Origin of the sequence: Mesorhizobium sp. RIZ17, assembly GCF_051127865.1 — a bacterium.
Lineage (GTDB): Bacteria > Pseudomonadota > Alphaproteobacteria > Rhizobiales > Rhizobiaceae > Mesorhizobium > Mesorhizobium humile.
In genome coordinates, this window is the sequence record NZ_CP147861.1 from 5,187,118 (window position 1) to 5,205,987 (window position 18,870).

18 protein-coding genes are annotated in these 18,870 nt (G+C 60.8%); 10 read left to right on the forward strand and 8 right to left on the reverse strand.

The window, feature by feature from the left end:
- Positions 1 to 5: 5 nt before the first annotated feature.
- The 4 genes from WDX12_RS25160 to WDX12_RS25175 form a co-directional block, all read right to left on the reverse strand.
- Positions 6 to 683 (reverse strand): isochorismatase family protein, encoded by a 678-nt coding sequence (locus WDX12_RS25160; RefSeq protein WP_434722424.1) that lies wholly within the window; start codon positions 681 to 683, stop codon positions 6 to 8.
- 277 nt (positions 684 to 960) lie between these two features.
- Positions 961 to 2,256, reverse strand: a complete 1,296-nt coding sequence (locus WDX12_RS25165; protein ID WP_434722425.1) for a M24 family metallopeptidase — start codon at positions 2,254 to 2,256, stop codon at positions 961 to 963.
- Between the two features lie 295 nt (positions 2,257 to 2,551).
- Complete coding sequence (locus tag WDX12_RS25170) at positions 2,552 to 3,529, reverse strand: GlxA family transcriptional regulator (RefSeq protein WP_434722426.1); 978 nt, start codon at positions 3,527 to 3,529, stop codon at positions 2,552 to 2,554.
- Entirely contained in the window at positions 3,526 to 3,954 is a 429-nt protein-coding gene (locus tag WDX12_RS25175; RefSeq protein ID WP_434722427.1) for an NUDIX hydrolase, read from the reverse strand. Before WDX12_RS25175 ends, WDX12_RS25170 begins: the two co-directional genes overlap by 4 nt.
- A gap of 180 nt (positions 3,955 to 4,134) precedes the next feature.
- On the opposite strand from WDX12_RS25175, the gene WDX12_RS25180 reads away from it, so the two are divergent.
- From WDX12_RS25180 to WDX12_RS25190, 3 genes are read left to right on the forward strand one after another with little or no spacing between them, the layout of a single operon-like run.
- Positions 4,135 to 4,443: a DUF1778 domain-containing protein gene (locus tag WDX12_RS25180; RefSeq protein WP_434722428.1), complete on the forward strand. Its 309-nt coding sequence runs from the start codon at positions 4,135 to 4,137 to the stop codon at positions 4,441 to 4,443.
- Positions 4,440 to 4,991, forward strand: coding sequence for a GNAT family N-acetyltransferase (locus WDX12_RS25185; RefSeq protein ID WP_434722429.1), 552 nt, complete (start codon positions 4,440 to 4,442; stop codon positions 4,989 to 4,991). Before WDX12_RS25180 ends, WDX12_RS25185 begins: the two co-directional genes overlap by 4 nt.
- 35 nt (positions 4,992 to 5,026) lie before the next feature.
- Positions 5,027 to 5,536 carry a GAF domain-containing protein gene (locus WDX12_RS25190; RefSeq protein ID WP_434722430.1) on the forward strand — a complete coding sequence of 170 codons (510 nt, stop codon included), beginning with the start codon at positions 5,027 to 5,029 and terminating at the stop codon, positions 5,534 to 5,536.
- A gap of 25 nt (positions 5,537 to 5,561) precedes the next feature.
- Here the strand turns inward: WDX12_RS25190 and WDX12_RS25195 are convergent, their stop codons facing one another.
- Positions 5,562 to 6,614: a YeiH family protein gene (locus tag WDX12_RS25195; RefSeq protein ID WP_434725708.1), complete on the reverse strand. Its 1,053-nt coding sequence runs from the start codon at positions 6,612 to 6,614 to the stop codon at positions 5,562 to 5,564.
- Positions 6,615 to 6,967: 353 nt separating this feature from the next.
- On the opposite strand from WDX12_RS25195, the gene WDX12_RS25200 reads away from it, so the two are divergent.
- From WDX12_RS25200 to WDX12_RS25215, 4 genes are all read left to right on the forward strand, one after another.
- Entirely contained in the window at positions 6,968 to 7,432 is a 465-nt protein-coding gene (locus WDX12_RS25200; RefSeq protein ID WP_434722431.1) for a GNAT family N-acetyltransferase, read from the forward strand.
- A gap of 29 nt (positions 7,433 to 7,461) precedes the next feature.
- Positions 7,462 to 7,845 carry an ACT domain-containing protein gene (locus WDX12_RS25205; protein WP_434722432.1) on the forward strand — a complete coding sequence of 128 codons (384 nt, stop codon included), beginning with the start codon at positions 7,462 to 7,464 and terminating at the stop codon, positions 7,843 to 7,845.
- 164 nt (positions 7,846 to 8,009) lie between these two features.
- Positions 8,010 to 9,443 carry an aldehyde dehydrogenase family protein gene (locus WDX12_RS25210; protein WP_434722433.1) on the forward strand — a complete coding sequence of 478 codons (1,434 nt, stop codon included), beginning with the start codon at positions 8,010 to 8,012 and terminating at the stop codon, positions 9,441 to 9,443.
- A gap of 310 nt (positions 9,444 to 9,753) precedes the next feature.
- Positions 9,754 to 10,296 carry a DUF2867 domain-containing protein gene (locus tag WDX12_RS25215; protein WP_434722434.1) on the forward strand — a complete coding sequence of 181 codons (543 nt, stop codon included), beginning with the start codon at positions 9,754 to 9,756 and terminating at the stop codon, positions 10,294 to 10,296.
- A 214-nt stretch (positions 10,297 to 10,510) separates the two neighbouring features.
- Here the strand turns inward: WDX12_RS25215 and WDX12_RS25220 are convergent, their stop codons facing one another.
- A complete protein-coding gene (locus tag WDX12_RS25220) occupies positions 10,511 to 10,690 on the reverse strand; it encodes a hypothetical protein (RefSeq protein WP_434722435.1) in 180 nt (59 codons plus the stop codon).
- Between the two features lie 172 nt (positions 10,691 to 10,862).
- Between WDX12_RS25220 and WDX12_RS25225 the strand changes: the two genes are divergently transcribed.
- Positions 10,863 to 11,189 (forward strand): hypothetical protein, encoded by a 327-nt coding sequence (locus WDX12_RS25225; protein WP_434722436.1) that lies wholly within the window; start codon positions 10,863 to 10,865, stop codon positions 11,187 to 11,189.
- A 373-nt stretch (positions 11,190 to 11,562) separates the two neighbouring features.
- Here WDX12_RS25225 and WDX12_RS25230 read toward each other — a convergent pair whose 3' ends face one another.
- Complete coding sequence (locus tag WDX12_RS25230) at positions 11,563 to 13,059, reverse strand: gamma-glutamyltransferase family protein (RefSeq protein WP_434722437.1); 1,497 nt, start codon at positions 13,057 to 13,059, stop codon at positions 11,563 to 11,565.
- A gap of 286 nt (positions 13,060 to 13,345) precedes the next feature.
- Positions 13,346 to 14,905, reverse strand: a complete 1,560-nt coding sequence (locus WDX12_RS25235; protein WP_434722438.1) for an ABC transporter substrate-binding protein — start codon at positions 14,903 to 14,905, stop codon at positions 13,346 to 13,348.
- 272 nt (positions 14,906 to 15,177) lie between these two features.
- On the opposite strand from WDX12_RS25235, the gene WDX12_RS25240 reads away from it, so the two are divergent.
- Positions 15,178 to 16,167: a GlxA family transcriptional regulator gene (locus WDX12_RS25240; protein ID WP_434722439.1), complete on the forward strand. Its 990-nt coding sequence runs from the start codon at positions 15,178 to 15,180 to the stop codon at positions 16,165 to 16,167.
- A 144-nt stretch (positions 16,168 to 16,311) separates the two neighbouring features.
- Positions 16,312 to 18,804 (forward strand): CoA transferase, encoded by a 2,493-nt coding sequence (locus WDX12_RS25245; RefSeq protein WP_434722440.1) that lies wholly within the window; start codon positions 16,312 to 16,314, stop codon positions 18,802 to 18,804.
- The last annotated feature ends 66 nt before the right edge of the window (positions 18,805 to 18,870 follow it).

An 18,870-nucleotide genomic window follows, 5' to 3' on the forward strand; every position in this document is an offset into this window, starting at 1 on the left:
TGTCGTCAGAGCTCGGCGTAAAGCCGCGCCGCGTTCTCGAAAGTGAAACGCAGCGGCACCGACCCTTCGACCTGCCAGACGCTCACCGTGTCGCCTGCCATCAGCCGGCAGGCGTCGAGCGTGTTGGCGACGGCGCCGCCATAGAGCCGGTTGGCGAGATTGAGGATACCGGTCTGGTGCATGGCGGTGCTTGCGCTGCCGCAGGCGTCCTTGACCAGCAGCACGCGAAAGCCGCGCGCCACCGCGTCCTTCACCGTGGCGTCGATGCAGGCCTCGGTCCACACGCCGGCGATGACCAGCCACTCGATGCCGGCTGCCTTGAGCTTGTCGCCAAAATCGTTCCTGCCGAAGGCGCTCGCTTCCTGCTTGACCAGCATGGCTTCGCCGTTTTGCGGCGCCACTTCATGGCAGATCGCCGTCAGCGGATCGTCCTTGTCGGAAAAGGCCGACTTGCCGCTCTCGTCGACGGGATGGAATGGCCGCGCCTCGGCGAGATCGACGATATAGGCCCAGTGGTGGAGCGGCACGAAATTGCGCCGCGCCGCCTCCTGCAGGCGCTGCACATTGGCGAGGATGTCGCCAAAACCCTCGACCAGATAGCGCTTGTCCTTGCGATGCTCCTCCTGGAGATCGATGAACACCGCGGCCACCGTGCCGCGTCGGATGGAAATGGGGGTTTTCATGCGGATGCCCGAACTTCGTCATTCCAGGGCGAAGCAGCCGCGTAGCGGCGTCGCGAAGACCCTGGATTCCATGCCGTTACCTTGGTTGTCGATCGCTGCCTAACAGAATTCCGCACCGTGGCGAAGCGGAGACGGAACGGCATGGATTCCAGGGTCTGCGCCGCGTCGCTTCGCTCCTTGCTCCGCCCTGGAATGACGACGGCAGGTACGCCACGGCTAGTCTCGAAGCCTTGCGGTATTGCGCACCGGCTGGCAGTGGACGCCGACATCACTTCGCTCATTCCAAAAACTCGTCCTCATACGGGAAGCGCGAGAGCAATTCGGTGCCGGTCTCGGTGATCAGGATCTCGTCCTCGAGCTTGACGCCCTCGCGGCCGCCTTTCTCGCCGATATAGCTTTCGACGCTGACCACCATTCCGGGCACGATGATGCCGTCGCGACCATAGGTCTCGTAATCCATCGAATGCGCGATGAAGGGCGTCTCGCCATGCATGCCGACGCCGTGCATGACCGACGTGTAGCGCTGGTCGACAAAACGGTCCGGGATCTTCCACGCCTTCTCGGCGATCTCGCGGAATGCCATGCCGGGCTTCACGATGCCGATATTGTGCTGCACCTGGTCGTGCGCCATGCGGTAGAGCGACTTCTGGTAGCGCGTCGGTCTGCCCGGCCCGCAGCGGAAGGTGCGCGAGAAGTCGGAATAGTAGCCGTAGCAACCGATCGTGTCGGTATCGAGCGCGACAAGCTCGCCCGGCCTGATCTTGCGGCCGCTCGCCTCGTTGAACCACGGATTGGTGCGCTGCCCCGAGGTGAGCAGCCGGGTCTCGATGAACTCGCCGCCTTGGCGGATGACCTCGCCATACATGATGGCGAACAGCTCGTTTTCGGAAACGCCGGGCTTGATCGCCTCGCGCACGGCCGCCACCGCAGCCTCGGCGCCGGCCATCGAGGCCTGCAGGCACTTCACTTCCTCCGGCGTCTTCACGGCCCGCACGGCCAGGATCTCGCCCTGGCAGTCCTTGACCTCGCAGCCGCGCTTTTCCAGCGCCAGCGCCTGCAGATGGCTGCAGCGATCGAGGCCGAGCTTCATCGAGCCACCGCCATGCTTCTTGAGCAACTCGGCGATCTCGTCGGCGAAGGGCCCGGCCGTCTCGTCGTCGCGACCGGAGACGGACGACCAGACGAGCTTGGAAGGCCGCGCCTCGTCGATCGTGTCGAGCACCATCGAGACATGGTAGCTCTGCGGATATTCGAACAGCACGACCGGCCCTTCGGTCGGGACGAAGAAGTATCGCGTCGAGTTGCGCAGGAAATAGCCGAACATGTTGCGCGAGCCGGTGGCATAGCGCTGGTTGTAGGGATCGAACAGCACGACGCCGCCATAGCCCGCCTCGCGCATCCAGGCGCGCAGCTTGGCCAGCCGCCCCTTGCGGAGCGCGTCCGCGTCGATGAAGGACGGCTCGGTGTCGGACAGCCACATGCCGCCGGCCGGATCGGCCGCGACCGGATGGCGCATGCGGTCCTTGAAGTCCACATCCTCGGTGCTGTCGGGGTCGAAAACGACGATGCTCATGCGGGGCCTCCTGTTGCGGAGACCATAGCCGGATGGCGTTTGGAGCTTGTGCGGCATTCCGCAGATGTTGTGCTGAGTGCCGCAGAGATGTCGGCGGGACAGCACCCCTCTCTGTCCTGCCGGACATCTCCCCCGCAAGGGGGGAGATTGGATGTCGCCATCGCTTTCGCCAATCGTCGACGTTGCAGGAACAGTGCCGTCGGCGGGACTGCTGATCTCCCCCCTTGCGGGGGAGATGGCCGGCAGGCCAGAGGGGGGGTGTGAAGGAACTCGGCGTGGTAGGAAGAACGCGTGCCTAATGCCTTCGCACCGCCTTCGGCGCGTGCCCATGCTCTTCCCGAAACGCTCTCGCAAAGCTCGACATCGAAGCAAACCCGCAGGCCAGGGCCACGTCGCGCACCATCAGCGTCGAATGCGCCAACAAATCGGCCGCCCGCTTCAGCCTGAGCCGCCGGTAATATCCGTTGGGCGAGACATCCAGCTCGGCCCGGAAATTGCGCTCGAGCTTATCCGACGACACGCCCAGCCGCTCGGCCAGCTCGGCCATGCCAAGCCTTTCCTCCACCGCGTCCTCCATGATGGCGATGGCCGACAGCACCAGCTCGTTCTGCACGCCGGTGCGCAGCCTGAGCGGCATCAGCTTGCGGTCGACGCTGGAGCGCAAGGGGGAGTGCACGAACCACTCCGCGACGCCCGCGGCGATCTCGGCGCCACAGTCGCGCGTGATGATTTCCAGCATCATGTCGAGGCTGCCGACGCCGCCGGCGGAGGTGAAGCGCTTGCGGTCGATGACGAAGAGATCGCGCCGAAGCTCGATATCCGGAAAAGCCTCGGTGAAGGCGGCCTGGCTGGTCCAGTGCAAGGTGCAGGCATGGCCGTCGAGCAGGCCGGCGCGGGCGAGGAAGAAGGCGGCGTCGGCGACAGCGCCGATATGCGCGCCGCCGCGCAGGCTTTTGCGGATCCAGCTCATCGCCTCGTCGGCCACGACATGGTCGGCGTCACCGCCCGAGCAGACCACTATGCGGTCGACCTTCGGTGCGTCCGCCGCGGAAAAGCCCGGCTGGATGACGACGCCGTTGGAGGCTTCGACCGTGCCACGGTCGGCGCCGACGATCACCCAGCGGTAGCAGTCGCGCCTGGCAAGCACGTTGGCGGCGCGCAGCGGCTCGATGACGGACGAAAACGCCATCATCGGAAAGCCGGGAAAGACCAGCACGGCGAAGGTGAGGGGCGCTCCGCCCGCCTCCTGTTTTGGCTGGTTGCGTGAACTCATGGCTGACGACCGTAACGCGGCAGCACGATATCGGTGGTCAGCGGCGCGAGCTCCATGCCGCTTGCCAGTTCCGGGTTCAGCCAGATCATCTCCTCGATCTCGGCCGCCGGAACCGGCTCGCCGGTGATGGAGAGTTCGAACAGCTCGGCCTCGACGCGGGCATCCGGCTCATTGGCGGCAGGCGCCGAGAAGGAGCCGAGATGGAAGGCCGCGGCCGGATCGACGGCCACGCCCAGCTCCTCGCGCAATTCGCGGGCAAGGGCGGCGGCCGGCAACTCGCCCGGCTCGATCTTGCCGCCGGCCTGCATGAAGGCGCTGGTGCCGCGCTTGCGCACCAGAAGCAGCCTGCCGCCGTCGTCGCGGATGACAGCGGCGGCGATATGGATCGTCCTGGCCCTCGCTGTTCTGGAGTGGCTGGTGGTCACGATAGGTAGTTTCCCGGCGGCGTTTTGGTGGCAGAGAGGCCGGACTGTATCGGGCGCCTCAATGTTCTTGCAACGGAGAAACGACCAGGATGTGTCTGTGGCTGCCGCAACTCGCACTTGTGCGATTTCCTTGATTTGTACGCCGATGCGACGTACATACATACACAAAGGAGCAGGAGCATGGAAACTTTCCATGATGAAATTCCAGAGATCGAGGAGCGCAGCAGCGAGCGGATGAACTTCCGCACAAAACCGCGCATCAAGAAAGCGATTCAGCAAGCCGCGGCTCTTGCCGGTGTCGATGACTCGGTTTTCACGATGAATGCCGCATACAGGGCCGCCATGGAAACGATAGAGGCTCATGAGCGCACCGCTCTGCGGCCTGTTGATCATGCTGCCTTCTTTGCGGCCCTCGACAATCCCCCGCAGCCGACGGATCGGCTACGGGCGTCGTTTGCCCGCTATACCAAAACCGTCATTTCCAAGTGACGCGACAGCCTGAAGTCGCCAACATCATAGAGCCGTTCGATCCCGAAAAGCATGATCGAACGGCTTTTTCCTGTGGCGTGGATCAGGTCGACAATTTCTTCAAAAGGACAGCCAACAAGCTATCCAAAGCCGACAATCTTCGTGTCTTCGTGATGCTCGGTTCAGCTGAAGACCTGATCGGCTTTTACGCCATCAATTCGCACTCGGTGGATTATAGCGAATTGCCGCACAAATATGGGAGAACCCGGCCAGGGCATGGGAGCATCCCTGCGGCCTATCTGTCGATGATGGGCGTCGATCTGCGATACACGGGCAAAGGATATGGCGGCGATCTTTTGCTTGACGCGCTGGCACGCATAGCGAGGGTTGCCGACCAAATCGGTATTGCTGTTGTCATGCTGGATGTGCTGGATTGCGGCGACCCGGCCAAGGTAGCGCGCAGGAAAAAGCTCTATGTCGATCATGGTTTCAGCGCATTGCCATCCAACGAATTACGACTGTTCCTGCCCATCAAAACCGTTCAGGAACTGATGAGCCACAACCAGTAAGCCTCGCGGCTGGCTTGCAACGGAGAGATCAAGCGATGTTTGCGGCAACGGCAATCGACACGAGCAATAAGCCGGCCTTCTACAAGGAGTTGGCCACGCAATTGAAAGCACTGCTGCAAGGCGAGGGCGATTCCGTCGCCAACGCCGCCAACACGGCGGCGCTGATCTACCAGATGGTGCCCGACCTCAACTGGGCCGGCTTCTATTTCCTCGCCTCCGAGGACGAACTGGTGCTCGGGCCTTTCCAGGGCAAGCCCGCCTGCGTTCGCATCGCCGTCGGCAAGGGCGTCTGCGGCAAGGCCATCGAGCTCGACATGTCGATGCTGGTCAAGGACGTCAACGAATTTCCCGGCCACATCGCCTGCGATGCCGATTCGCGTTCCGAGCTGGTGGTGCTTTTGCGCGATGCCGAAGGCGCCTTCGGCGTGCTCGACCTCGACAGCCCGCTGCCCGGGCGCTTCGACAAGGAAGACCAGGCCGGCATCGAGAAGTTGGCCGCGATCTATGTCGCGGCGTGTGAGCTAGAGGACGATGACGAGGACTAAGAGGTAAGGCGACCCTACCTCGATCTCAGGCGAACCGCACCAGCACCAGGCTGAAGCCGGCGATGAAGATGAAGGCCAAGAAGGCCAGCATCAGCGGCCGCAGGCCACGCGAGCGCAGTTGGGAAATGTCGGCCTGAAGGCCCATGGCGGCGAGCCCCATGGTCAGCATCACCTGAGCGGCCAGGGCGATTGCGGCATGGAGCTGGGCCGGAATCGCGACCAGGCTGTTCAGCGCCACGACCGCGACGAAAGCAGCCACGAACCAGGGCATCGGCGGCTTGGCGCCGGATGCGTCGGTGTTGCCACGGCGCGCCATCAGGCCGAGCGCGATCACCATCGGCGCCAGCATGGCGACACGCGTCAGCTTGGCGACGGTCGCTGTCTCGCCGGCAAGCGTGCCGTTCTGGAAGCCGGCCCCGATCACTTGCGCCACCTCATGGATCGAGGCGCCGGCCCAGAGGCCGAAGGCGTGCTGGTCGAGGCCGAAGACCGGCGCCAGCAGCGGAAAGCCGAGCATGGCGACGGTGCCGAACAGCGTGATGGCGGCAACCGCGTAGGTTACGTCCTCGTCGCGTGCGTCTGTGACGATGTTGGTGGCGACGATCGCCGAGGCGCCGCAGATCGAGGTGCCGGCGGCGATGAGCTGCGCGAGCTTGCGGTCGACGCCGATCAGCCGTCCGAGCGTGACGGTGAAGAGGAAGGTGGCGCCGAGCGTGGCCGCGACGATGCCGACGCCGCCAAACCCGATGCCCGCCACCTGGCCGAGCGTCAGCTGGAAGCCGAGCAGCACGATGGCGAAGCGCAGCAGGCGCTTTTGCGAAAAGGCGATGCCGGCCTTGGCGTGGGCGGGCACGCCGAGCACGTTGGAATAGACCATGCCGGCGACGACGGCGAGGATCATCGGGCTGAACAGCGTGAGGCCGGAGAAGCCGCGCGCCGAATAAGCGACGCTGGTGATCATCGCCACCAGCACCAGTCCCGGCACGACGCCGGTTGAGATCGAGGTCAGGGCGGGGCGCTTGTGCCCGGCTTTGGCCGAATTCAGGCCGTTTGGAAGATCGTTCGCGGTGGCGGGCAGGAAAGACAATTGAATTCTCCAGACACTTTCGCCGCCGAAATGCCATTCCACAACCAATCTTTCCAACGAATTATTCGAGTTATAATGATCGATTTCTACGAACGATGCGGAGCGGTTCACCTGGATGGAGCGGTACGCCGGCCGTGTCGACGCCGGCTTGACAGCCGCTCGGCTCCCGGTCCAACTTCTGGCCATGACGGCCTTTATCGTAAATCCGCAGCGACGCCGCCGTTCGAAGGAGCGGCAAGCTGATTGCGTAAAGACAAAGGCCGGCTAGCAAGTCACCCCGGTTCTTTCATCCCAGCCCCGCCCATCGCAACGATCGGCGGGTTTTTTGCATTTGGAGTGTCTGAATGAGCGTCGTTTCTTCCCTGGAGTTTCGGCCGGCCGAACCGGCGGATGCCGCGGCCATCAAGGCTGTCGTGCGCGAAGCCTATGCCAAATGGGTGCCGGTGATCGGCCGCGAACCCTTGCCGATGCGCGTCGATTACGACAAGGCCGTCCGCGAGCATCGATTCGAGCTCGCCATCGAGAACGGCCGCATCATCGGCCTGATCGAAACGATGGCGCATGAGGATCATATCTGGATCGAGAATGTGGCCGTGGCTCCCGCGGCGCAGGGCAGGGGTATCGGGCGCAAGCTGCTCGACAGCGCCGAGCGCGCGGCGCTTGAAGCTGGCTTTCGCGAGCTTCGCCTGCTGACCAATAGCGCCTTCGAGGCCAATGTGTCGCTGTACAAAAGGCACGGCTATGCGGTCGACCGTGAGGAGCCGTTCATGAACGGCACGACGGTCTATATGAGCAAGAGCCTCCCGTGACCGCGCCAACCAAGGACGGAGTTCGACGAATGGCTGCCCGGATCCGGCTGAAGCAACTTCCCGGTCCTTATGCGATTTCACGTCTTGAAGCTGGAGAAACTATTCCTGACTGGGCGGACGCAGCAGGCTTCGTCAGCATCACTAGGACGCAGGACGAACTGTCGATCGTCTGTTTGCAGGAGCGTGTCCCGGCTGCCCTCAGGCAGGACAAGGATTGGGTCGCCTTCAAATTCGAAGGCCCCTTTGCCTTCGGCGAAACCGGCATCGTGCTGTCGGTCGTCAGGCCGCTGTCGGACAATGGCCTGGGCGTCTTTGTCGTCTCCACCTTCGACGGCGACCACCTGTTGGTGAAGGCCGCGGACGGGGGCGCGGCGATACGCTTGCTGGGCGAGGCAGGGCATACGCTGCTCTAGTCGAGAATGCGGCGGGCGACACCAGCTCTGGCGCAATGCCCGACGCGCTGGCTCAAGCACTTCTCGCTTGCGTTTGACAGAGCACATGCCGCATCGTTATTTCTGGCGATATACGACGACCACCTCGCCACAATCGAGCAAAGCGGCCCGCAGGGAGCGAAACCATGCCACACAATCTGCAATTCTATATCGACGGCGCCTGGGTCGATCCCGTGGTGCCGAACACGCTCGACGTCATCGACCCTTCGAACGAGGACGCTTTCGCGCAGATTTCGCTCGGCTCCAAGGCGGATGTCGACAAGGCGGTGGCCGCCGCCAAGCGCGCTTTCAACACGTTCGGCTTCACCTCGGTCGAGGAGCGGCTCGATATCCTCAACCGCGTCATCGAAATCTATAAGAAGCGCAGCAAGGACCTGGCGCTCGCCGTCTCGCGCGAGATGGGCGCGCCGCGCCAGATGGCGCTGGACAGCCAGGTCGGCGTTGGCCAGGCGCATCTGGAAAAGATGGCCGAGGTGCTGAAGACCTTCCAGTTCCGCCATGTCAAAGGCTCCTCGCTCATCGTCAAGGAGCCGATCGGCGTCGTCGGCCTGATCACGCCGTGGAACTGGCCGCTGAACCAGATCACCTGCAAGGTCGGCCCGGCGCTTGCCGCCGGTTGCACAATGGTGCTCAAGCCGTCCGAGATTGCGCCGCTCGACGCCATCATCTTCGCCGAGATCATCGACGAGGCCGGCGTGCCGAAGGGCGTCTTCAACCTCGTCAATGGCGACGGCCCGGGCGTCGGCCAGGCTTTGGCCGGCCATCCCGATGTCGACATGATGTCCTTCACCGGTTCGACCCGCGCCGGCATCCTGGTCGCCAAGGCGGCGGCCGACACGGTCAAGCGCGTGCATCAGGAGCTCGGCGGCAAGTCGGCCAACATCCTGTTCCCCGATGTCGATCTGGAGCGGGCCGTGACCAAGGGCGTCGCCGGCTGCTTCGGCAACAGCGGCCAGTCCTGCAACGCGCCGACCCGCATGTTCGTGCCGCGCGACCGGCATGACGAGGCGGCCGGCTATGCCAAGAAGGCGGCGGAGAAATTCACCGTCGGCCCTGCCGACGCGCCGGCGTCCAAGCTCGGCCCTGTGGTCAGCCAGATCCAGTTCGACAAGATCCAGGACCTGATCCAGAGCGGCATCGACGAGGGCGCCACGCTGGTCGCCGGCGGCCCCGGCCGGCCGGCCGAGCTCAATCGCGGCTACTACGTCCGCCCGACCGTCTTCGCCAATGTCACGCACGACATGCGCATCGCCAGGGAAGAGATCTTCGGGCCGGTGCTGTCGATCATGCCGTACGACACGGTCGAGCAGGCTGTCGAGCAGGCCAACGACACCGTCTACGGCCTCGCCTCCTACATCCAGGCCAAGGATATCGAGAAGGCGCGCGCCGTGGCGGCACGCATGCGCTCCGGCAATGTCTACATCAACTACCCGACCTGGGACGCCGGCCTGCCCTTCGGCGGCTACAAGCAGTCCGGCAACGGCCGCGAATATGCCGAATATGGCCTGGAGGATTTCCTCGAGATCAAGGGCATCGCCGGCTACGAGGCTGCGGAGTAGGGCTCGCGGGTCCGCGCCCGGAGAACCAGGCCTCCGAAAAGCTCAGCAAGGGCGCGGTCTCGGCCGCGCCTTTTCATTTGGGCTGAGAGCCTCACTCGAAACAAAGATCCATCCAATGTTGGCTTGCGACCGCGCCGCTTGGGCTGCGGTAGCAACGGCTCTTCAGAGCGTATTCTTCACCGGACAAATCACTTGTATAGCGCTCACGCACAATATTATATCGTTTCCGATCGGCTTCCGTTCCAGGGCATGTCCTCCCTCACCGCTATTGGCCAGCTGTCGCAAAAACTGCCATGATTGAGCTTTCAGCATGGGTTTAGACCGCAAACCGCAGGTACGCCGGACGACGCCGCCGTCGGAAAGTATCGTTGCGAACTGGTACGAGAACGCCAGTTCACTCGATAGCTACAGCATTGACTTGAGCGCATCGGAACAGTCGAGCATGCGCGAGTTGGCGACGCGGACACTCGTCAATCCACCCGCGTGGCAAAAGGCGTTGATCGCGCTGCGCGACGCCATGGTTACGCCCTTTGGCATCAAAACCTCCGATACGGTCAGGTCGTCCCAGGACAGCCGTGAACGGGTGGACTTCTTCCCGGTGCACTGGGAAGGCAAGGACGAAATTGTGCTCGGCACGGATGACCGACACCTGGACTTCCGGCTATCTCTGCTCCGACGCCATTCTCCAACGGGTACGTTGCTCATCGCGACAACCGTTGTGCATACCCACAATGCCTTGGGCTTCACCTATCTCAATGCAATCAGGCCTTTTCATCACCTCGTGGTCAGGGCCAACCTGGCACGCTGCGCACAAACGCACATGCAGTGGAGCTGCAGGAACCTCGAATTTTAAACGATAAAATACGGCAGGGGCGCTCCCAACTGCCGGCGATGCGGGCTGCATCCTTTCGAGACGTCAGCGGGAGATTGCCCCCTCTATTCCGGTCAATCCGGCGCCGTCTGGTGATCAGGGCCATCCCACTCGCTGGGACGAATAGCATCGCTTCGAACAGAAAGAAGCCCCGCCGGCGAGATGCCTGCGGGGCTTTTTTCAGCGGACGTGCCGATCAGCGACGATCGCCGCGGCTGTCATGGTGGCCGCCGTTGTTCGCGGCACCCAGGCACATGCCATAGTAATCGTCGTGGTTGCTGCACGAATTGACGGTCGTCTGCTGAGCATAAGCCGAACCGGCCAGGCCGGAGACTGCAACAACGGCGAGAATTGCATTGCGAACGATCTTGGACATTTTCGTTTTTTCCTTCGTTTGAATTCCGGTCGCGCCGGTCGATAGCGGTTTTCCCGCAGTTTGGTTTCGGTTTGATGGCGCATGAGCGCGAATTTGTTTCGAAATGGCAACTTGTCATACGGCAGCAGGCCGAGTTGGCCGACGCCTCGCAAGCCGTGATGGGCTCGTTTGCATGCAAATGTTTCAGCGGCGGCCGGTTCTCGTTACGGGCCTCGTGCTTGCGTGCAATGCGCCGGAAACGGTGGCCGATCATTTAAATCGCCATGGTGAAGGCGGCGGGGATTGTCTCCGCGAGAGCCATGGCGAACCAGGGATGAAGTCTATGTCGATCATGAAGACGTTGAACCGCATGGGCGCGGCCTTGAAATATGCGCAGGATGCCCGCAAGACCGAGCGCATGCTGAACGGCCTGACGCACGAAATTCAGATGGATATTGGCTGGCCGGTGATGCCAACAACCAAACACTTGTCGTCGAACATTTGGGGAGGCTTGAGATAAGGTTTGCCTGAAAATCCGAGCTGTGCCGGTTAATGGCAGTCATTCCTCGCGAGTCGCGGGCACGTCAGCGCCGCGTCTCGACGTCGCCTAAGATTGAGAAGACAATCACAAAAGTAAGCTTGGCTGGGGTTCCTAGAAGCTTTTCGAACTTTTTGGAGCGAACCTCGGCCCGAACTATGTGCGCTAATCGGCAAAGTTCCGATATCGGAGGCGGCTCTGGGACGAACGTAGGTCGCCGACGCAGGAGGTTGGCGCTGCCGCATAAGTTGTCTCCCGACGAGATCGACAACCGGCAGCTTTGCGCCCCATTTCGGTCGTTGCGTCAGACTCTATTCCAGTATCAAAGCGGACGCTCCGATGTTGAGGCGGCGGATCACCAGCCGATGGCTTGCCCGTCCTTGCGAGAATCCGAGCCTCCGATCAGAAAACCTGCTCTGTCGTCGATCTGCACAATTTGCCCACAACCGTGCGGACCTGCGGCTTCGCAAACATTGTGGCCAACCATACGTAGCTCGGAGCGGATTTCGGACGAGATACTTGCCTCGAGCAGAACTCTGCCGTGGGCGTCCCAGAACGCTCGTGGATGATCGACTGCTTCTTGCGGGTCCATTCCATAGGTCAGCATGTTACACAGAATGTGCGCATGACCCATCGGCTGGAATGCACCGCCCACCACCCCGAATGATATCGCTGCACGACCTTTTGCGACTGCCATCCCGGGCATGATTGTGTGTAACGGTCGCTTCCGTGGCCTCAACTCGTTGGGGTGGCCCGGCTTTAGCGAAAAACAGGCGCCACGGTTTTGCAACGCAAACCCTGACTTCGGTGTGACTATGCCGGAGCCGAATGCGTCATAGATCGAGTTGATAAACGAAACTGATCGCCGTTCGCGATCCACGACCGTGAGATACACGGTGTTCGATTGAGCGGGCGGCGGAAGGTCTAAGTCTGAGATACGTGCCTTAGGGTCGAATTGGTTGACCAAGCCCTCGATGAACTCGTCTGAGAGCAGCGGGTCGACATCGATAGTCATCGACGCCTGATCGCCCAGAAGCCGGTCGCGGACGGAATAGGCTAATCGAGCCGCTTCGATTTCGATGTGATAACGCCCGCTGCTGGATGGAGGATGTGAACGGACATCCAGCGCCTCAAGTACACGCAACAAGACCAGGGCGGTGATACCTTGGCCATTTGGCGGAAGCTCAAGGATGTCGAGGCCGCCGAAAGTCGTTGAGATGGGCCTTACCCAATCCACGCTCACTTGTGCCAGGTCGGCATGGGTGAGCGCTCCGCCCTTGGCCTGAATCGTCCTCGCGATTTCCTGACCGATTTCGCCATTATAGAACTCATCAGCGCCGCCGCGAGTAATCGCTCGTAGTGTAGCGCCAAGAGCTGGGGCTTGAAAGCGTTGCCCCACCTTCGGGGCCTCACCGGCGAGTAGCCAATGTTTCGCGGCGCCCTCGTCAGTGCGCAGATCTTTCTCACAACTAAGCCAGTCCCAAGCCACCCTGGGGGACACGGGGAAGCCGGCCTCGGCGTAGCGAATTGCTTCCGCAAACACTTCGTCGAAAGATCGAGAACCGAAGCGCTGCAACAATGCCTGCCATGCCTTCACTGCTCCGGGTACGGTGACACTCAAAGCTCCCGTTTCCGGCATAGTCATATGACCGTGTGCGCGCAGCTTTTTCGGATCTGCCGCCGCAGGAGCGCGACCTGAACCGTTGAGCCCGTGAACAGCGCCATTCGGTTCAACCACGATTGCAAAACAGTCTCCCCCTACGCCAGTCATGTGGGGTTCGACGACCGATAGCGTCGCGGATGCCGCGATCGCGGCGTCTACCGCGTTGCCACCATTTCGAAGAATGTTCACGGCAGTCGAAGTCGCCAGCGGGTGGGACGTGGCTGCCATCCCATTTTCGGCATAGACGGCAGAACGACCCGGAAGTTGAAAATTTCGCATCGAACCCAAGGCCAGAGAGGATGGTTTTCAGCGGGGGTTGGGCCTCGCGACTTGCAGGGCCCAGCGTGCATCTTTGGTCGCTTCATTCGTCCGATAACAGAGAAGATCAAGGGATCGGGTACTGGGCGAAGGAGCTTGCATTTCGAGAGGACAGCGAGCGGCGGCTAAGGTGCTGAGTGCCGCCGCTCTGCCGAAGCTATCCTTCGAGCCAGACTTTCTCGAAGTAGCGCCCGTTCATCAGTTCATTGTTGACGTCGGGCGTGTAGCCCTTGACCCTTTTGCTGACGCCATCGAGGTACTGATTGAACATCGGTATAATGGCCCCGCCATCGTCCCGGATCATTTCGCTCGCTTGCTTGTACTTTGCAGTGCGCGTTGTTTCGTCGTCGGTCTTGCGGGCTTCCGCCAGAAGCTGATCGAAGGCGGGACGCTTCCAAGCCGTATCGTTCCAGGGCGCATCGGATTTGTATGCCAACGCTAAGGCAAGATCCTGAGTCGGGCGTCCGTCCCAGTAGGTGGCGCAGAACGGTTTCTTATTCCAGACGTCACTCCAATAACCGTCCCCCGGCGAACGTATCACATTGATGGTGATGCCTGCTTTGGCTGCATGTTGTTGGTAAAGCGTTGCGGCATCCACGGCGCCGGGGAAGGCCACATCCGAGACATAGAGTTCGATCGGTCCTGAATGTCCCGATTTCTTGTAGCGGCGGCCTGCCTCTTCCGGGTCGTACTTCCTCTGCTCGAGGACCCTGGCAAGTGGATATGTGTTGTTTATCGGAGTATCATTTCCGATCGATCCGTAGCCATGCATGATGCGCTTGACCAAATCTTCCCGATCAATCGCCAGTTTTAGCGCCATGCGCAAATCGGCATTGTCATATGGAGCTGCATCGCACCGCATCGCCAGGCTGTAGTGGCCGCGCCCCTGCGTTGGAACAATTGAAGCCGATTGGGAGCTCTTCAGAAGTCCAACGACTTTTGGGTCGATTGTATTGATCAAATGTACCTTGCCGTTGAGCAATGCCGAGACCCGCGCAGTCCCATCGTTAAGAACCAGGGTTTCGATAGAGTCCACGAAGCCGACGTCGGGGCGCCAGTAATCTTTGAATTTTTTGGTCAAATACCTTGTGCCGAAAATGGATTCCGCAAGAGCATAAGCGCCGGTCCCGATGCCGGAGTTCCCAGGCAGTCCTTCGGGCTGTACGACGATGTGATAGTCGGTCAGCACGTATGGGAAATCGATATTGGGTTCACTCAACGTTATGGTGATCTCATGATCGTTCGCTGACTTGATGTCGGAGACGATCTTCATGCCGGCTGCACCACCGGACTTTGTATCTGGGCCTCGGTGACGGTTCAAACTGTAGACCACATCTTTTGCCGTCATCGACTTGCCGTTGTGGAACGTGACGCCTTTCCTGAGTTTGAGGGTCCAAGTCAGGAGGTCCTTAGAGTGGTCCCAACTCTCGGCGAGCATCGGTTCGAGGCCCCGACCGTCGGATGCTGCGTAAATCAGATGATCCTGCAACTGCTTGACGATTGTTCCGGCGACCTGCGATGCGGAAAGAGTGGGGTCGAGGCTATCGCTGCTCGCCCCGCCGGTGAGCCCGACAACCAAGTGACCTCCTGCGACAGGCTTTTCCGCTGCAACGGCCAGCCTTCCGGTAACGGCAAAGGCCCCTGCGGCGCCGGCTGTAATCAGGAAAGCGCGGCGGTTTACGGAAGGACCTACCCCAAATCTGGTTTCATTGCTCATGAGATTTCCCCTGTTTCTTCGTTGACTGCGTGCAATGTCGAAGTGCACGCCTGCACGCAGTTTGCGGGTAGCGCTTCCAAATCTATGAGCGAAAGGCACAGGGAGGTTTTGCGATTCCGGTCGCCAATCTCACAAAAAGTGACGCCTCCTTTGCCGGGGTGTGGGCCGGAAGGAACCTGTTTGTCGCGGCCTACACCTGGGGCGCACCGAGCGACATGCCTTGACAATTTCGGAATGTAGTCTCGTCAAATGAGCAAACGAGCGAGACCAAAGTGACTTCTGCCTTTCCACAGATCGACGGTGCCGAACCGCACCAAGTGACCATCCTACTCCTTGAGCAGTTCGCAATGATTGCGTTCTCATCGACAGTCGAACCGCTGCGAGAGGCGAATTGGGTAGCTGGTCGTCAGCACTATGCGTGGAAAGCAGTGTCTCATAACGGCAAGCCTGTTCGCGCGAGCAACGGACTGATGCTGCAGGTGAATGGCTCAATCGACGATTTTCCGTTTAGCCCCGTCGTCATCGTCTGCAGCAGCTTTAACCCGCATCTCTATACAACCCCTCCGATCCTGGCCTGGCTGAGGCGGCAGGCTCGGCGAGGTTCGATGATTGGCGCTGTCGAGACCGGAGCCTATGTTCTGGCGCGCGCAGGGCTGTTGAACGGGCATCGCGCGACTATCCACTGGGAGAACGCGAACAGCTTCGCCGGCGAGTTTCCGCAGGTTCAACTTACTGACAGGTTGTTCGAGGTTGATCGGAGGCGATTTTCAGCGTCGGGAGCGTCCGCCGCTATGGACATGATGCTGGCGATGATTTCGGAGCAGGTCAGCCGCAAGGTTGCTTCGGGTATTGCCGACGAGTTTATCTATAATCGAATGCGCCAGGCGGAAGTCCCCCAGAGGATACCCGTCTCCGATCGGCTCAATGCGCGAAATCCAAGATTGCGGCGTCTGCTTCATTTTCTTGAAAAGCGGCTCGACGATAACATCGAAGTAGGCGAGATGGCCGACTCTGAGGGCGTGTCCGAGCGCGAGATTCAGCGCCTATTCAAGGCGCATGTAGGCGTATCGCCTAAGGCGTATCACCGCAAACTACGACTGCAACGCGCCCAGGACTTGCTCCGGCAAACAGAGATGCCGATTTCGGAGGTCGCATCAAGTTGTGGTTTTTCATCTTCGGCGGACTTCTCGCGCGCATATAGACGAGAGTTCGCACGTCGCCCGAGCGACGATAGCGGGGCGGCCTACCTGCTGGATAAGTGACGGGTGCGCTCAACAAATTTTCGAAGCGCCTTGTACCCTGCTGAGCCCATCTTCGAATGCGTAAACGGGAAAGCCATCTTCCGACATTGCCAATTGGGGGCGCCATGAACGCTGTAGCTTGGCCTGAAGCAACCGGAGTTCAGCATGTCCGCCAACACAGCCACCAAACCTCTCGCCGGCTATCGGGTTCTTGATTTTGGGCACTATGTCGCCGGGCCGGCGGCGGCAATGATGTTGGCCGATTTCGGGGCAGATGTCGTAACCGTGGTTCCACCGGGTGGGCCTCGTTGGCAGCATCCGGCCTCTCAGGTCCTTTCACGCAACAAGACGTGCGTCGAACTCGACCTGAAGACCCCGGCCGGGGTTGCTCAGGCAAAAGCTCTGGCGGAAAAAGCCGATGTGTTGATCGAAAACTTCCGGCCTGGTGTCATGGATAGGCTCGGTCTTTCCTACGTGGAGCTTGCCGGCGCCAATCCCGGTCTGGTTTATCTTTCACTCCCAGGGTTTGCATCGACTGACAATGAGCGGGCAAATTTGCGTGCCTTCGAGGCCATCATCTCGGCGGCATCGGGCCAGTTCACCGATATGGGGCTCAATCGGGTCTTGATGGGGATCGATCCAAGCTTCTCGCCCTTGACCCTTGCCTCGGCGTATGGATCCGTTCTGGGGTTGAACGCGGTGCTCTTCGCACTCCACGATCGCGGAAGCAGCGGTTTGGGTGACCACATCGAGGTTCCACTGGCTTCCGCTCTAATGGAGGGCCTGGCGTACAATTCGCAGCGTGTTCAGGACTACCCAGAGCGCTACAAATCTCCTCGGGAGAAGGAGATCGAAAGGCGCCTGGAAAAAGGTATGCCCTTCAACCTTTCCTACGCCGAGCTGCAGGAATTCCTTGATCCGTTCTACCGCAGCTATCGATGCTCAGACGGGCGCATGATCTACATAGTTTGCGCCTCGCACGTGGATCACGCCAAGCGCTGCCTGCAGGTCCTTGGGCTGTGGGACGAAATGAAGGCGCTCGGCATCCCGGAAGAAGACGACTGGTATAAACCGACGAGCGAATGGGCCAGCGACTGTGCCCTTGGCCACTATCCCTTGTCGCGGCACTGGGCGGATATCGTTTCCCGAAGGATCGCAGAGGTTTTTGCTACCGATACAGCGTTCGCCTGGGAGCAGAAGCTCGGCGAGGGTCGAGTGCCGGCCCGCGCGCATCGCACCACGCAGGAATGGCTACACACCGAGCATGCTTTGCGAGCCGACCTGATTGTCGAGCGTGACGATCCTGTTTTGGGAACGATGTTGTCACCAGGTCCCATGGCCTGGCTTCGTGATCCTGATGCTCGCAAAACCACCCAGGAGCCCTGCAAGAAAGAATCAGCGTCTGCGGTGGATTTGCGGTGGCCCGCTACGCTGCCTCGTCGCGCCCCGCTCTCGGACGGCCGGGAGCGACTATGGCTCAAGGGGATGAACATCCTCGACATGACCAACGTCATAGCGGGCCCGACGATCGCTTCTTTCATGGCTCGCTTTGGCCCCGACATCGTGAAACTGGACCCGGTTAAGCCGACATTTGATCCATGGAACACCATAGTCTTTGGTATGCAGGCTGGACGGGGCAAGCGGAGCGTTTTGGCCGACGTCCGTTCGTCGGAAGGACGCGAGATCCTGCATGATTTGATCCGTTGGGCTGATCTGATCACCATTAACGCCGTCGATCGACAGGTTGACGGGCTCGGGCTCGACGAGGCGGCTCTAAAGGAGATCAATCCGAATGTCATCCTATGCCAGGTTGATGCTTTTGGCGGCCCCGTGCGCGGACCCATGAGCGATCACCTTGGATACGACGACACGGTGCAAGCCATGACGGGAGTGATGATCCGGTTTGGCGGTGATCGCGACACCCCGGAAGAACATGCGCATTTTGGTACGATCGATGTCCTCGGCGGCTTTCTGGCCGCCGCCGCTGCCGGCGCCGCGCTTCTCCTGAAGCGCGATCGGGGTATCGTTCGACGTGCGCGCTCCTCGCTCGCGGCCGCTGGCCAACTGATCCAGATACCCTTCATGCATGACTATCAGGGGCGCGAAGCTTTCAACGAACCTGCTGGGCGCGATGCACTGGGCGCACGGGCGGGTTATAGGTTCTATCGGGCAAAGGATCGCTGGTTTTTCCTTGCCACCGCGAATGATGGTGAGTTGCGGAAGCTGTCTGATGTGCTTGGCCTCCCCAGCAATGAGGTAGATGAGCCGCAACTGGAATCTGTCTTCCGCACGATGCCCGCAGACCATTGGGTGCGCATCTTGCAAGAGCTAGACTTGGGGGCAGTAGTCCCTTCTTCGATTGCCGAATTGCGGGACCGGTACAGGGTTGATGGCAACAGGATGGAATTGGGGGCCATAGGCACCTACGCATTTCAACGGCATGCGATCGATTCGGGGCGGCGCTGGGTTGACCTGTTTGCTCCCTGTTCGATCAGGCCACTGAAATCCGCCATCACAACCTATCCGCCGGCAGAAAAGTACGGGGCGTCGACGAAAGCCGTTCTTAGAGAACTCGGCCGCGGCGACGACGAGTTGGACGCATGGATCCGCTCACGGCGCGTCTCAACCAGTTGGTCGGCGGACTATCTTCCAGAATAGCAGCTCTGCGTCTCCAGAAATCATCGCACAAGAAGTCATCGCATTTGGGCAAAGACGGCCGTGTGG

What these genes read in the sequence shown, in the direction of transcription:
- WDX12_RS25160 (WP_434722424.1), bottom strand. Translation starts at nt 683, where the DNA reads ATGAAAACCCCCATTTCCATCCGACGCGGCACGGTGGCCGCGGTGTTC.
- WDX12_RS25165 (WP_434722425.1), bottom strand. Translation starts at nt 2,256, where the DNA reads ATGAGCATCGTCGTTTTCGACCCCGACAGCACCGAGGATGTGGACTTC.
- WDX12_RS25170 (WP_434722426.1), bottom strand. Translation starts at nt 3,529, where the DNA reads ATGAGTTCACGCAACCAGCCAAAACAGGAGGCGGGCGGAGCGCCCCTC.
- WDX12_RS25180 (WP_434722428.1), top strand. Translation starts at nt 4,135, where the DNA reads ATGGAAACTTTCCATGATGAAATTCCAGAGATCGAGGAGCGCAGCAGC.
- WDX12_RS25190 (WP_434722430.1), top strand. Translation starts at nt 5,027, where the DNA reads ATGTTTGCGGCAACGGCAATCGACACGAGCAATAAGCCGGCCTTCTAC.
- WDX12_RS25200 (WP_434722431.1), top strand. Translation starts at nt 6,968, where the DNA reads ATGAGCGTCGTTTCTTCCCTGGAGTTTCGGCCGGCCGAACCGGCGGAT.
- WDX12_RS25205 (WP_434722432.1), top strand. Translation starts at nt 7,462, where the DNA reads ATGGCTGCCCGGATCCGGCTGAAGCAACTTCCCGGTCCTTATGCGATT.
- WDX12_RS25210 (WP_434722433.1), top strand. Translation starts at nt 8,010, where the DNA reads ATGCCACACAATCTGCAATTCTATATCGACGGCGCCTGGGTCGATCCC.
- WDX12_RS25215 (WP_434722434.1), top strand. Translation starts at nt 9,754, where the DNA reads ATGGGTTTAGACCGCAAACCGCAGGTACGCCGGACGACGCCGCCGTCG.
- WDX12_RS25220 (WP_434722435.1), bottom strand. Translation starts at nt 10,690, where the DNA reads ATGTCCAAGATCGTTCGCAATGCAATTCTCGCCGTTGTTGCAGTCTCC.
- WDX12_RS25225 (WP_434722436.1), top strand. Translation starts at nt 10,863, where the DNA reads ATGCAAATGTTTCAGCGGCGGCCGGTTCTCGTTACGGGCCTCGTGCTT.
- WDX12_RS25235 (WP_434722438.1), bottom strand. Translation starts at nt 14,905, where the DNA reads ATGAGCAATGAAACCAGATTTGGGGTAGGTCCTTCCGTAAACCGCCGC.
- WDX12_RS25245 (WP_434722440.1), top strand. Translation starts at nt 16,312, where the DNA reads ATGTCCGCCAACACAGCCACCAAACCTCTCGCCGGCTATCGGGTTCTT.